The sequence below is a fragment of the Photobacterium nomapromontoriensis genome (assembly GCF_050336815.1).
In the GTDB taxonomy this organism is placed as follows: Bacteria; Pseudomonadota; Gammaproteobacteria; order Enterobacterales; family Vibrionaceae; genus Photobacterium; species Photobacterium nomapromontoriensis.
Genome location: NZ_JAKJSL010000047.1, coordinates 37,393 through 52,804 on the forward strand (window position 1 = coordinate 37,393; position 15,412 = coordinate 52,804).

10 protein-coding genes are annotated in these 15,412 nt (G+C 43.0%); 2 read left to right on the plus strand and 8 right to left on the minus strand.

What is annotated here, in order from left to right; genetic code table 11:
- Positions 1–45: 45 nt before the first annotated feature.
- The 7 genes from L4D12_RS19705 to L4D12_RS19735 all read right to left on the minus strand — a co-directional run bounded on the left by L4D12_RS19705 (position 46) and on the right by L4D12_RS19735 (position 10,362).
- On the minus strand, positions 46–531 hold the full coding sequence (locus L4D12_RS19705; protein WP_428449548.1) for an ureidoglycolate lyase: 486 nt from the start codon (positions 529–531) through the stop codon (positions 46–48).
- A 319-nt stretch (positions 532–850) separates the two neighbouring features.
- Positions 851–2,212: an allantoinase AllB gene (allB, locus tag L4D12_RS19710; protein WP_428449549.1), complete on the minus strand. Its 1,362-nt coding sequence runs from the start codon at positions 2,210–2,212 to the stop codon at positions 851–853.
- 50 nt (positions 2,213–2,262) lie between these two features.
- A complete protein-coding gene (locus L4D12_RS19715; RefSeq protein ID WP_428449550.1) occupies positions 2,263–3,726 on the minus strand; it encodes an allantoin transporter in 1,464 nt (487 codons plus the stop codon).
- Positions 3,727–4,016: 290 nt separating this feature from the next.
- Positions 4,017–4,733 (minus strand): hypothetical protein, encoded by a 717-nt coding sequence (locus tag L4D12_RS19720; protein WP_428449551.1) that lies wholly within the window; start codon positions 4,731–4,733, stop codon positions 4,017–4,019.
- Between the two features lie 46 nt (positions 4,734–4,779).
- Entirely contained in the window at positions 4,780–6,249 is a 1,470-nt protein-coding gene (locus L4D12_RS19725; RefSeq protein WP_428449552.1) for an allantoin transporter, read from the minus strand.
- Positions 6,250–6,746: 497 nt separating this feature from the next.
- Positions 6,747–8,567, minus strand: a complete 1,821-nt coding sequence (locus L4D12_RS19730; RefSeq protein ID WP_428449553.1) for an ABC transporter ATP-binding protein — start codon at positions 8,565–8,567, stop codon at positions 6,747–6,749.
- Positions 8,560–10,362: an ABC transporter ATP-binding protein gene (locus tag L4D12_RS19735; RefSeq protein WP_428449554.1), complete on the minus strand. Its 1,803-nt coding sequence runs from the start codon at positions 10,360–10,362 to the stop codon at positions 8,560–8,562. The genes L4D12_RS19730 and L4D12_RS19735 overlap by 8 nt, the downstream gene beginning before the upstream one ends.
- Positions 10,363–10,684: 322 nt before the next feature.
- On the opposite strand from L4D12_RS19735, the gene L4D12_RS19740 reads away from it, so the two are divergent.
- Positions 10,685–13,036 carry a DUF1565 domain-containing protein gene (locus L4D12_RS19740; protein ID WP_428449555.1) on the plus strand — a complete coding sequence of 784 codons (2,352 nt, stop codon included), beginning with the start codon at positions 10,685–10,687 and terminating at the stop codon, positions 13,034–13,036.
- 303 nt (positions 13,037–13,339) lie between these two features.
- On the plus strand, positions 13,340–14,362 hold the full coding sequence (locus tag L4D12_RS19745; protein WP_428449556.1) for an HAD family hydrolase: 1,023 nt from the start codon (positions 13,340–13,342) through the stop codon (positions 14,360–14,362).
- A gap of 25 nt (positions 14,363–14,387) precedes the next feature.
- Here L4D12_RS19745 and L4D12_RS19750 read toward each other — a convergent pair whose 3' ends face one another.
- The gene (locus tag L4D12_RS19750) at positions 14,388–15,410 is read right to left on the minus strand and encodes a SphA family protein (protein WP_428449557.1); all 1,023 of its coding nucleotides are present in this window, start codon (positions 15,408–15,410) and stop codon (positions 14,388–14,390) included.
- Positions 15,411–15,412 lie beyond the last annotated feature (2 nt).

Below are 15,412 nucleotides of genomic sequence, written 5' to 3' on the forward strand. Positions count from 1 at the left end.
CTACTCTGGTACGAATACCAAGCTGCTTATCATTCTTTAATTTATTTATAAATTGATGGTGTATTCTTTCGATAATGTTTTAACAATACAGTTATCATCACCGGCACGATCAATAGTGAGAAAATCTGTTTCTTTATTCCATGCAAATAATAAATAGTGCCAAATATTTTTTCGGTAATTGACGCCTTGATTACCATCAGTCACAAAGACTCTTAACGTTGACTCATCAATCTCATCCTCACCTTCGGCCACAATAACAATAAATTTCTCGCCTTTTAGCGGGAAAAATGCTTGGCTTCCAATCGGATGTTTCTCAAGTAAATCAAAGGTTAGAGACGAGGTAAACCCTGCCGATCTGACTATGCTAATCAATGGCTTTGCTTCATCATCAACCTCTACCGCGGCTAATCCATGGTAGCGTTGCCCTGATTTATTATTAATAAAAAAATACTCTGAATTCTCAATTTCAAGCACATCACCAAAAGGTTCAAATGCTTCTTTCGTTAACGGCTCAATCGTCAATACTGACATAATTAGATTCCTTAATTGAATGAAGATGAAATTTTTTAAAGGTTAATATGCTTGGATTACTAAAATAAAAATTAAAAGTCTTATTATTAACGCCTTATTTTATGTGCTAATAAAACCAAATTTCAGGAATCAATAACATGACAATGCGCACACTTAATCTTCTAGTGATTTTTTTCAAACAATCGCAATAAGACTAATTAATTTTATTTGTTATTCTTTGTGTGTTTTGAATGTTGAAAATAAAAAACGCCACTTCGCATGATAACGAAGTGGCGTTAACAGAACTAATGACTAATCTGGAAATGAACTAGGTATTCAATTATACAGTCACAAAGGAACCTTGGAATGGCTTGATAACGCCGCCATTCAAATCGTACACCACTTCCCCTCTTAGGATCGTCTTCGCAATTTGAGCCCCAATTGTACGGCCTTCATACGCACTAAACTTGTTACGATACTCAAGATCCGATGCCTGAAGTGTGTATGCTGAATTAGGTTGTATCAAAATAATGTCCGCGTCTTTACCCACAGCGATGCGTCCTTTGTTCGTTAGACCGAACAAATCTGCAGGATTACTTGCAATCAACTTGGCAAACATCGTCAATGGCATACCGCGCTTCTGAACCCCTTCATCGAACATAATATCAACACTATTCTGTAGCGATGAAATCCCACCCCAAGCATCAAAAATGCCGCCTTCTTTTAAATCTGGCGTGCAAGGTGAATGGTCGGAAGTAATAAAGTCAATTTCACCCGCCAATAATTTAGCCCATAAGCGATCTTGATTGTCTTTATTACGAATAGGAGGAGAACATTTCGCACGCGTGCCAATTTCTTCAAATTGATCTTCGTCAAGCGCAAAATAGTGCCCACAAGATTCACAGGTAACATTCTGTCCCTGCTTACGCGCTTTAGTCACTTCCTCTACCGCTTCCGGGCTACTCAGGTGACAGAAATGCAACTGACAGCCAGTCTCTTTTGCTAAGAACAATGCACGGCGCACGGCTTCAACTTCTGCAAACACAGGACGTGAAGCAACATAGTCTTTGGCGGTCAAATTGCCTTCCGCAACAGCTTGCTTACCTAAGCGATCACAGATCAACGCATTTTCAGCATGCATCGTTAGCACTTTACCCAGACGTGCCAACTCCTTCATACCCATATAAAGGTCATAGTCATCAACATTGCAGAAATCACCGGATTCTGGATCAGGTGTACCACAGGTAGACAGGAAGCATTTATAACCCACAACACCTTCTTCTGCTAGCTCATGAAGTCGGTCAATATTATGAGGCACAAGCCCACCGAGTGTTGCTACATCAACGCTTAGTTTTCCTTTACCGGCTTCATATTTGATATGCAGTGAATCACGGTCAATCGTGGCTGGAATTTGATTAAGTGGCATTTCAACGCACGTTGTTACCCCACCTTTCGCCGCAGCTTTTGTTGCGGTTTCATACCCTTCCCACTCGCTGCGATGGCCGCCTGGCTCAGTAATATGGACATGCCCATCAACCATACCAGGGGAAACAATTAACCCCGTTGCATCAATATACTCATCAGCCCCGGTCAGACCTTGACCGATTGCAGCGATCACACCGTCTTTAATTGCCACATCAGCTTGTAGTGTGCCGTTATCAAGAATGACAGTACCATTTTGGATTATGCAGTTGTAGGTCATTTTTATTACTCCACGTTATTAATATTTTTATATTATTAATTAAATCCGTTTTAGCGGAATGATAGGTATAGATCGGGATGACGTTTTTCATCAATTTTCATCATTGTGACATAAATTGAGAAAGCCGCGATAACCCCTGTAAACCATGATATTTTGTTTAGCAATTCGAGTGCAGGGATATACTGTCCACCAAGGGATAATATACAAGCAATAACCGTGGCATAAAATGCAATTGAATTAATGCCATTCTTATAAAAATTAAAACTATCACGAGACACATATAATGAGTCAAGTTTAATGTTTTGATTGATCACAAAGAAATAATGTCCAAGCATAACACCAATAACAGGACCTAAAATACCACCTATCGTGTTCAAAAATAGAAAGATACTATCTTGGTTTTCCATTAACTTCCAAGGGCAAATAATCACACTAATAACACCTGCAATCATAACCCCCTGACGATAATTAAGCTTAGGGAAAACTGATACGATCTGATAACCCGCAGGGATGATATTACCCGTGGCATTGGTTGATATTGTCGTCATTAATACAACAATACCCGCAAATAAGATTAAAAACAGGCTGTCCCACTTGGCGATAATATCAAGGACATTCCATGTATCGGTACCAAAATGGATACTCGCACCAGCCAGCACACAGACACTCGATACAGCAAACAGTAAGTAAGCGATCACCAACCCAGCTAACTGACCAGTAGCCTGCGCACGGAAACTACGCGCATTCTGAGTAAAGTCTGATGCACTTACCGCTGGAGCGGCCCAGACAGCAACAATGGCATTAATCACAATGATAAATTCAAAAAATCCAGCCTCTGTATTCTGCAACTGAGCGGGGACATACGCCATAATGCTATCCATGCCAACCAGATAGACAGACCAAATCGCCATACCGCCAAAAACAATGTAAATACATGGATTTAGAATTGCGGTGAACCGGTTGAGAATACTTCCTCCACCGAGTCCAATCAACATATTTAGCGCCCAAAACAAAAGGAAAGCAATGAGGCCGGGGGCATTAATTCCCAGCATCGACCAATCACCACCAATGGACATAAATTCAGGCCAAATTTTTGCGATAATGATTAGCAGGGCAATAGAGCCTGCATAATTTTGTAGGCCAAACCACATTATGGCTGCAATTCCTCCCCTCAATATTCCGGGGAATAATGCGCCTTTTACGCCATATGACGCACGAAGCAACATCGAAAATGGAACACCATATTTCGATCCGGCTGCGCCATTAAAAATCATAATAAAAGCAATTACCAAGCCACTAAACAATATCGCACTCATAATGCCAAATGGACTGAGTCCAAGCATAAAAAAACCACCGACAGCGACATAATTTGGAACATTGTGTACTGAACCCTGCCAAAGCGTAAAATAATTCAGTGCATTCCAGGTACGGCTTTCTTCTGGCTTAGGCAATAAATCATCGTTATACCCCCGCCCACGATACTCGTCTATTAACGCCTTAGTTATTTTACTCATTTAGTTCCCTCTATAATAATGTTGGTGTTAATGTTTAATCACTATAAAACCAAACATTATTAAAATAGTTGAGAACATACACACAAGAATAAATTCGATTATTATTTTGATAGTTGTAATTATATTTTTAAAATGATTTATACAATCTAAGCATTCTTAGCTTCTATGATTAAAATCAAAAATAAAACGTCACTTTGTATGATAACAAAGTGACGTTAATAGTACGCATATCATCGTACAATACGATAATACATTTAATAAGAAGCGAACTATAATATAGACTTTATCTATTACTGCAGGATCACGGCCAAAAACATCATCCCCGTCACGAGCGGAATGTTTATATGGCTGAAATCAAAAGAATCAGAGTAAAATGTAGGCTCTAAATCACTGAACATATTTGTCTGCCCATCGATAAAAATCAGATTACCATTAATTTTTTCCGCATATAAATAATGACTGTTATCGCGGATCAAATCTTCCATCAACCCGACTCCGACAACAAAGCGAGTTCCATCCGCATACTCATTCATCTGACTGTATGCCTCACTCTGGCAGATATTACCTTGATCCACCGGGTACCAAGAGCTGCCCTCTAATGAATCAAGACAATATTCACTCTCTTCTAATTTCAAATCAAGATAATGCGATATATAGGTAATCTGATCAGCCACAGGCTGAACATAACGACTCCAAAAAAAATAGTCGCGGTTCCTCAATATTGCACTCGCATCAGCTTCAACTAAATGAGTCGGCTGGCGGGTTACGAGCCCGACCGCATTTAACGAACAGTTATTAAGTTTATTGGCTGAATTATCAGTCACTACCGCCGTATTGATGATCCCACCAATCTTGGTACATATCGCTTTACCATATTCATACTCTGCAGGATAACGTTGCTTAAACTGGCCATTATGGATGGCAACCGCTGTCGTCAAAGTGTCAATTATGTTGCCATCAATGGCACTTTTATCTTCAAACCATGAATGATGTTCTATATGTCTCATGATCATATCCTTGTATCTTATTCTTATATAAATAATTCAAGCTAAATTAATCTGCTGCAGCTGTTTCAAGATCGTTATGCTGCTTCGCTAACTGACGTTTAGTTAAAAATGCGTACAGGAAGAAAGCGGTCAGCACACCAGTAAACCAAGATACTTGAGACAACGGCTTTAGAGCAGGAATAAATTCACCAATGATAGCCGCAATACCCGCAATAAGTGTGACGGCAAAAGCTAATGAGTTATAACCATTTTTAAAGTAATTATATTGCCCGGGTTTGGTATACAATGTTTCAAGATCAATATTGCCTTTCATGATCACAAAATAATGGGCTAACATCACACCCAATACTGGCCCAAGCATTGCACCAATAATGTTCAGGAACATAAATAGACTGTCTTGGCTTTCCATCAGTTTCCATGGACAAATAATCACACTGATCACACCCGCAATCATAACCCCCTGACGGTAGGTCAATTTAGGGAACAGTGCGACCACCTGATAGCCCGCAGGAATGATATTAGCTGTCGCATTGGTTGAAATTGTGGTCATCAATATCACAATCCCAGCAAAAACAGGTACAAACCAACCGTCAAATTTGCTGACGATATCAAGCACATTCCAGGTATCAACACCGTAATGGATACTCGCACCAGCTAGAATCATGACGCTGGTAATCGCAAACAGTGTATAGGCAACAAAAAATCCCAGAGTCTGTCCTTTTGCTTGTGCATCGGTACTTTTCGCGTATTGAGTAAAGTCACAGTTCCCTACCGCGGGGCAGGCCCATACCGCAACCAATGAATTAATAATAATGAAGAATTTAAAGAAGCCACTGCCCTCTTTTTGAACCTGCTCTGGCACGTAACTGAAAATATTACTTAAACCTGCATGGTAAACAGCCCAAATAGCTAAGCCACCAAATACAACCCAAATCAATGGATTGAGTATAGCGGTAAACTTATTTAGCACATCGCCACCGTAGAAGGCGATAACCATGTTTATGGCCCAAAAAAACAAGAAAGCCAACATAGAGGGTACACTCAGTCCAAGAATATTAGCATCGCCACCAATTTCAAGGAAACCTGGCCAGAACTTCGCGATTACAATTAGCATCGCCCCAGTGCCAGCCGTATTCATAATACCGAACCACATAATGGAAGCCACACCACCACGCAGGGTTCCCGGTAATAAAGCACCTTTCACCCCATATGAACCACGCAATAACATTGCAAAAGGGATCCCATATTTTGACCCGGCAAGACCATTGAATACCATTGCTGCAGCAATCACTAAGCTACTAATGATAATAGCTGTCATCAGACTAAACGTACTTAATCCTAGCGTAAGTAAGCCACCGACAGCGATATAGCTAGGAATGTTATGAACAGAGCCCTGCCACAGGGTAAAATAGTTAAAAGCACTCCATGTTCTTTTTTCTGCTAACTTTGGAAGCATATCGTCTTTGTATCCTCGTGAACGATACTCATCAACTAATGCCTTGTTTATTTCACTCATGTATTCTCTCTATTTGTTTTGGGTTTAATGTCGAGACAATATAGTTTTAAATATTTTTTAATTAATTGAGAGTGTACACATAAGAACTAAATGCTTTTATTTTTTTATAATTATCATTATATTTTTAAAACGATTTACATAATAGGACAACATTACAAAATAGTGATCGACAACTAACTTCACCTCGACCAAACAATGTAAGTAGTTGTTTTTAAAGGCTTGCTTATGATTTTAATTTTTTTCAAATAATTTCAACTGCTGATATCAGCATGAGTATTAACATTCCGAAAATACTCATATTTAAATTCACCAGAGTATTATGCCAACGGGTGACTTTTTTATAATCAAAAAATAATTATTTTTAAAATGTTCGCGTTATAAATACAGAATAAATCTCGAGTGTAATACGGGTAGTAGTATATAGACCTAACAACTCGATAATATGGTTCTGAATAGAGAAAAAATGCCGCTATCACTAGCGGCATGCATTTAGTTATCTACTCACTGACAGAGGCCGTGACCAACCCAAGGTGATTATTTTCATGCTCCGTTTCTTCTTTGGCTTTCTGCGCCAGGTATAACTCGCGGTATTCACCCAGTACCCCCACCAGCTCATCATGTGTGCCTTGCTGAACTATCTGTCCTTTGCTCATCACCAAGATATGATCGGCATTTCTGATAGTAGATAAACGGTGGGCAACCGCAATCACAGTACGTCCACGCTGGATATTCGCCAATGCCGCTTTAACCGCTTCTTCAGACTCGCTGTCGATATTGGCAGTCGCTTCATCCAACAAGAAGATGTGCGGATCATGCGCCAGCGCACGGGCTAGCGCCAACAACTGGCGCTCACCTACCGAGAGCAAGGCTCCGCCGAAACCAGGTTGATGCGTATAACCATTTGGTAAGCGTTCAATAAAGGTCGAGGCTTTCACTTTCTTCGCCGCTTCCATCGCGACCGCAAGATTCGGCTCACGATGCGATAAATCAATATTATCCAACAGCGATCCATTGAACAGGTACGGGTCTTGGGAAACCAGACCCATCAAGCGGCGTAACTGCGCTTCTGGCAAGGATTCTATTTTTTCACCGCCGATCAGGATCTCGCCACTTTGATGTTGGTAAAAGCGCATCAACACATTGATCAATGAACTTTTCCCACTGCCACTGTGACCAACAATCGCGGTAAATTTTCCACCTTGCGCAGTAAAGCTGATATTCGACAGTGCATTCCGCCCTGCTTCGTAACCAAAACTCACGTTACGGAACTCAATGTCTTTATCACTTGCCAGCGGAACAAACTCGGTTGACGGCGTGTTTTGTTCAGTGTGTTCATCCAACAATTCAAATATACGTTTCGCAGATGCCGACGCCACTTGCAGTTTACGCAGCTCCATTGAAAGCATTCTGAACGGTTCGAAAAAACGTTCAATGTAATTCAGAAACGCATACAAGGTGCCGATCTCCAGTACCGCCGTCAGCGAGGCCTGACCAAACCAGCCAACAATAGCGATTGTCGCAAGGCCACCCACCAATCGAGTAAACGGTGCGAGCATCAAGCTATCAATGGCTATAGAACGGGTCCGAAACATAAACCAGCTCTGATTGCTTTGCTCAAACTTGTCTTTAAATGCTGTTTCTTGTCGAAATGCTTGGATCAATGCCATCCCTTGTAGCGACTCATTGATCTGGTTGTTGATATTGCTGACCTGCTGGCGAATACCATCAAATATCGGCATCGAAACTTTACGATAGCCATGCATGGTGAGCAGCAACACCGGGATCAACACCAAACTCAATATCATCAGGCGCCAGTCCAGCAACGCAATCGCAATAAAGATACCAATTAAACGTAAACTACCTTGCAATATGGTCGGTACCGTCGAAACAAACATATCACGCAACGCTTCGGTATCATTGGTCAGGTATGACACCAATTTACCAGACGGCAAGTTATCAAATTTGCGGATTGGTAAGGCAATAATATGATCAAACAGCTGTTGCCTGACATCATTGACCACCAATAATGCCCCGTGTCGAAACGCAAAGGCCTGAAGGTACTGAAATCCGGCAGAAAAAACGTACAGCGCAAACACTGAGCCACTGAGTAAGCCTAAAGTTCGCCATTCAAAATGCTGTGGCACAATGACTTCATCAATGATCACTTTCGCCAGCCAGGGAATTGTCATTTCCGCCCCGACAGCAACGGCGAGCATAATGAAAGCAGTACTAAATCGCGCTTTATGCGGCAGCGAGTAGGTCAGCAAACGCAAAAACAGTGAGCGCTGTTGTGGGTGTGTCGGCTGATGATTATGCATGGCATTCTCCTGCCATCTCTGTTGCTGTATGCTCTGTGCTTACTAACGTGGGGCGATTTGCGCCTAACTGATTTTGTCGGTGATACACCGTGGCATACCACCCTTGATTGGCCAATAGCATTTGGTGGCTACCCTGCTCTGATATTTTGCCTTGTTCCAATACCACGATGTGATCGGCATAGCGTAAATTCGGCAATCGCTGAGTAATTAACAGCATGGTTTTATGGCCATAATGGGTGGTGAGGTTATGCCGTACCCGCGCTTCTGTTTTCATATCGAGTGCGCTGAATGGGTCATCCAACAACAAAATATCGGCATCCACTAACAGCGCCCTAGCAAGGGTAATACGCTGCTTTTGACCACCGGATAAGTTCCCACCATTTTCGCTCAATGGGGTATCGAACCCGTCACTCATGGCCTCGATCTCCTCTTTGATACCCGCCATGTCAGCAACAAACAGAATTTCCTCACGCGTTGCATCAGGTTTACCCATGGCAATATTGTCGGCAATCGACCCCGAGAACAGAATTGGTTTTTGAGGCATCCAAGCCATTTTGCTGCGTAGCGATGAAAAAGTCAGCGCATCGGTAGAAAGACCCGCCATGGTTATCGTTGATGCCTCATCGGATAGCCCATATTGCCTTAACAGCAAACTGAACAAGGTGCTTTTTCCACTGCCTGTCGGGCCAGTAATCCCGATAAGCCCGCCAGCCGGAATCTGCAGATCAATGTCCTCAAGCGCATTATAGGCGGCCTGTGGGTAAGCAAACTGCTTGATCTTGACCGATACATCGACCGTGCTTCCGGCAGCAAGTACCAAATCACCTTCTTCAACCTGCGGCTTCTGTGCAAACAATGTTTCTAACCGTTGCCATGAAGTATTGCCGCGCTGAAAGATACTGAACTGCCAGCCAAATTGCATGAAAGGCCCCAGTAACTGGGCGAGATAAAGGGTGAAGCTGGTAAACAACCCAACCGTAATATCACCTTTGCTGATCAACCATGCGCCATACACCAAGGTGATCACAAATGATGAACCATAAATCAGCTGAATCGTCGGACCGAACAACGCATCCACTTTCGCCACCGCAAGGTTGGCATCTAAAGTTTCATCCAGCGTTTTAGAAAAGCGTTGTTTCTGCCGCTGACCCAACGCATGCGAGCGTACCGTCACAATTCCCGTAACGGTATCACGCGCCTCTTCATTTAGGTTCGAGAAAGCCCCTTGGGCACGACCAAAGTATTTCTGAATATTCTTACCGTACATGCGCGTCACCAAGACCAATAACGGGAATGGCAATAATGCCACCGCCGTTAAATGGCCGCTGACAACGAAAATCATCCCAAAAATCACGGTAAATCCGGCAATGAAGGAATCAACCATTGTCATCACGCCACCGCCTGCCGCTTGTTCAACAGCATTGAGATCATTGGTCGCATGCGCCATGACATCACCCGGGCTGTGCTGCGCATAAAACACAGGTGATAAATCACTTAAATGAGCAAATAATTTACTGCGGATCACTCGAGTCAGCGCAACCGATGCTCCGTAAAGCTGGCTATGCCATACATACCTCAGACCATACATGGCAAAAACGGCACCAAGGATCCCCACTAACTGCATGATTAAAAAGTGTCGGGTCAATGTCTCATCACTGATGGCATCGACAATCCGACCAATTAACCAAGGCGGGACCAAATTTAACAGTGCAACCGTTTGAAGCCCGATAAAGGCAATAAGATATCGCCGGGCAAACATTTTCATGTAGCCGCGCAATTTCCACAGAAATTCCATAAAGCGTGTTACTCACAAGTGCATGATAGGGCATAAAAAACGATGATGAGCATACACCATCGCCTTTTTATTTATTGAGTTCAATGTGAGTAAGACGAACCGCAGGAGAAAAAGACGAAAACCAAGGCATCAATTCACGATGTGTGCATGAAATTTTTGAATCAACATCCACAATTCAGGTTAAATATTATTGAGGATGCACAAGAAATACCGTAAAAGCCCAGTATCGCTACTGCCATTTCTAAAATGGTCAGCAATAGCATGATGCAATGAAAAAAGCCGCAGATGTAATTGCAACACGATGATCATGAGAACGGATTTTATGAGAATACAACTAACCATTATGGTCCTTACCTTATCATTATGGAGTGCAGGGATGCTGGCGGCATCCGCGCCGTCACTGAAAGAATACCCAGTCCTACCTGTCATGTGTCCAGATGGTTCAACCGCCCCCTCATCAGATATTTGTACAAATTCGGTGCGCTTTTTTATCAGCCCTGACGGAAAAGACAGCAACAATGGTACACAAGCTGCGCCCTTTGCTTCGCTAAAGAAAGCATTGAGTCTGGCGAAAGCCGGTGATGTGGTTGAATTAAGTGCAGGGCGTTATCGTACTGCACAGGAAGTAGAGAAAGCCAGCGGAAGTGCCGATGATCCGATTGTCATTCAAGGTAATAATGCGATTTTTGATGGCACCGTTGTGATCGATACGCCATGGACCGTACACCGTGGCAATATCTATAAAACGAAGGTGAGTAGCCCGATATGGCAGCTGTTCATCAACAATGAAATGGTGATGTCTGCGCGTTGGCCAAATGCTCAACTGCATGATGGTTCATTATGGAATATGAAAAAAACATGGCGCCACCAAGCACCAGAAAGCCGCTTTGGTACCATGATTGATGAACGTCCTTATAAAAATATTATGGTAAGCAACAGTGGCAATCAGTATGAACCGCTTCCAGAAGGAATAAATACTCAATCGTTAGCAGATTCAGGCATTGATGCCACAGGAGCCATTGCTATCATGAATATTGGCTCATGGCTTAACTGGGCACAAATCGTGGAATCGCACACACCAGGCACCAACACCTTTACGTATAGCAAGGATTTTTCGGGCTCTGGCACAGCCATGAAAACGGCCGCAGATAATATGTTGGGCAAAGGGCATTTCTGGGAAACCAAAAACACCCGATATGAAGAGGGGCATTATTACCTTGAAGGTAAGCTGGAATTACTCGACAGTGAAAATGAGTGGTTCTTTGATAGACAAACGAAAACTGTCTATTTATGGGCTCCGAAGGGGGAAGACCCCAATCACCTCACTGTGCGAGCAAAGACGCAAACCTATGGGTTAACAGTGCGTAATGCGAACGATATCGTGTTAAAAAATATCGACTTTTTTGGCACCGCATTTACTGTCATCAGTTCACAGGGTATTACCTTTGAGAATGTTGATGCACGTTATTATGCTTACTCGCAACGTATGTTGGGTGATTTAACCCGCCCACAAACCATTAAGTTCATCAACAATAACAAGGCACTGAAAACCACAAATAATGTAATTAAAGACAGTTATCTGGCATATACGGATGGGCCCGCCTTTGAGATGGTCAAAGAGGTTGGAGATACCATCGATAACACTCTTATTCATGATATCGATTATTCCAATCTGGGTACCGGTGGTGAAGGCTCGCTCAATATGGCATCACAAAGCCGTAATATCAGCTTCACGAATAACACCTTCCATACCGCTGGTAATTCTGAAGGTGTTCGTGTGGGAGCCGCATCGAAAGTAATAGGTAATCACGTCTATAACACCAGCTTACTGCAACACGATGGAGCGGCGATCAATGTTGGTATCGAACAACAGGCGCAAACTGAAATTGCGTACAACTGGGTGCACGATACACCAAAAGCAGGGATCAGGTTTGATGGCGTAGAAGGCGCATCGAAAATTGGGCATGACGGTCTTGTGCATCATAATGTCGTGTGGAATAGCAATTTCTCAATCATCAAAGGGGATCGCCACGCGACCTTCAACAATCTTATGTTTAACAATGAGGTGGCCGATCTGATTATTTTCAATAAGAAAGATGCGGGTGGCCTAAACATCAATTCTGAAACGCTCAATAACCTCGTTGGCAGTTTACAAGGGCGTAAATCAGGCACACCCGACCAACTTGTGGTTCCGGGGAGTACCATGGGTAATATGACCAATCGTGATGGGGATATATTTAACCAGTTACAAGGGGCAAATTGGGGTGACTTCAGGCCAAAAGTCAACGCGAGTATCATTAATACAGGAACAGCAGATAGTCGCCTGAGCGCCATTGAGTATTTAGGCCGTGCGCCAGATATTGGAGCCTATGAAAATACGGATTCAGTCCCTTGGATCCCGGGGCACCATGGACAAAAAACCATGAATCCGGTCCCATTTGAAAACGCAACTAAGGTCGCCTTAACCTTAGACCTCATGTTCAAGCAAAACCGTGAATGGCATTACAATGTATACTTGGGCACCTCTCCATCAGCATTAAAGATGGTAAATGAGGCTAATGATGCCTACACCGTGATGGATCTTCAACCGAACACGCCGTACTTCTGGCGAGTGGATGTAGTACGAGATAATCAAGTCACTACGGGTGATATCTGGCGCTTTACAACACGCTAATAGAACAGCAGGTAACCACGACAAGGATTGCCGGTATTTTTTATGAAAGCATTATCGTGACAGCCATAATTACAATCCCCCAGCTAACTTGAAATATAACGGAAATATCCATCATACTCACATGACAAGCACTTAGCCTATGAGTTCGTGGCTAACCAATATGCTGGTACATGGGTGATGTGATAACAACAATGCCATACCAAATAGCGATAATCCTTACACTAATTACTGTTAGAATTATTGTCATGAATAAAGCAGGTCATTTGGACCTCTGTTTTTTATGAATTACTTAAGGATCGGGTTGTGAACAGAAAGAAAATAGAGCAATTTTTAATTGCTATTAGCATATTTATTAGTGTGCTATCGGCACCTGCCTATAGTGAAACATGTATTAATAGCGGTAAAGCATTACCATTGTGGAATCAAAGTGCGAGCAGAAGTGCGCTTATTCAATTTGTTGATAACGTGACAACTGAAGGCAATACAGGTTATGTAAAACCCAGTGATCGCATTGCCGTTATTGATAATGATGGCACCTTGTGGCCAGAAAAACCGACATATACGCAGTTTTTGTTTGCTTTTAATCAGATCAAAAAAGAGAGCGATAAACATCCTGAATGGCAGACAGAAACACCGTATAAGTGGGTTTTAAATGGTAATACTAAAGCTATTTTTGATAAAGGCTGGTCTGCATTATTGCCTATTTTAGCAACAGCACAAGCAGGGTTAACGCCAGAGCAATACAGTGAAAATGTCTTAAATTGGTTATCAACCGCACAATCGCCACGCTTTAAACGTCCGTATACTGATTTAGTGTATCAGCCAATGATCGAGTTGATTGATTATTTACATGCTCATAATTTTAATGTGTTTATTGTAACGGGTGCGGGTGGTGCATTCGTCAAACCTTGGAGTGACGCTATTTATCATATACCCGCCCAAAATGTTATCGGCACGGCATTTGGTTATACATATAAAGATGGCACATTAATTAAGAATAGTAAGCTCGTATATGTGAATGATGGCCCGCAAAAAGCAATTAATATTGCCACTATTATCGGTAAACGCCCTATTTTAGCTATTGGTAATTCTAACGGTGATGAGGCAATGTTATCTTGGACAACATCACAACAAGGGCCGAGCTTAGGCATGCTAATTCATCACACGGATAGTGTCCGCGAGTGGCAATATGGTGCCGATTCCTTTGAAGGTAAATTTAGCCCTGCATTGATGCAATCTGCCAAGCAACATAAATGGCAAGTTGTTGATATGAAAAATGACTGGTGCCGGATATTCCCGTCAACGTCAGAGCGTCGTTCGTTATAATTTGTAGCACGCACGTCTAATACAACTAATAACGCCCCTGTACTTGAAACGACAGAGTGTCCCCTTTAAGCTGATGCTGGCTATTAATCTCATGTAGCCAGCTCAGCGAAAACTCAACATCGGCCCAGCCGGCTTTATAACTCAGCACCGGACCCACTGCGAGGCGTCTGGTATTAAAATCCCCCAATACTGCCCCGCGCCCACTGTCACCCGTCAGCTGTTCAGACCAATAGCCCGTCACGCCCAGCCCGGTAAATCCACCGAAAAACATGACATATTGAGATAACGATGATTCAAGGTAGAATTGTGCGCCACTGTGATAATCCGTGTCAGGGTTTTCAGTGTTAATCCCAATACCACTTTTAATGCTAAAAGCTTGGCCTTGTGCAGGCTCAAGATAAGAGAGAGACACAGCGGGTTCGAATGTCCAGTAATTCAGGCCAGGGTTGGCCAGTCGCCCGACCTGGAAATCCCCTGTTGGGGCATATACAGCAAGATTTACCGCTCCATGCCAATGACGATCCAAGGCATATTGCAGCACCATCGGGAACAGGACTATATCACCCAGCCCACGGGCAGAATCCATGTGATAACGCTCCTGTCCGGTATGCCCATCATGGTTAACCGTGCTAGCGGCATTGACAGAGACAAATGGTAGAGTGAGTCCCATAGTGTAGCTCCACTGCTGTGCCGTTTCCCAATCCGGTTGCCAAAATACACTCAGTGCAAAATGATTCTCTTCAAGTTTCAATCCATCCACTAATAGGCCAGCAACAGACACAGTCTGGTACTCAGGCATTACCCCGTCAGTATGGGCATAGGTGAGCGTCACATCCACACCTGGCGACGGTGAGAATTGCGGGGCTAATACCGCTGTGCCGCTAAGCGGAAGGTGATGTACACGCCCGCCTTCTGCGGCACGAATAATACCAGCAGGAAAGCCAACCAATACCATCAATAAGCACAACTGAGAGAGTAAACCCTGCACTCTCACTGTCGCAAGATACAGAGGGATAGACATTAAAGAAGCAAGGACTAATTCGCGCATAC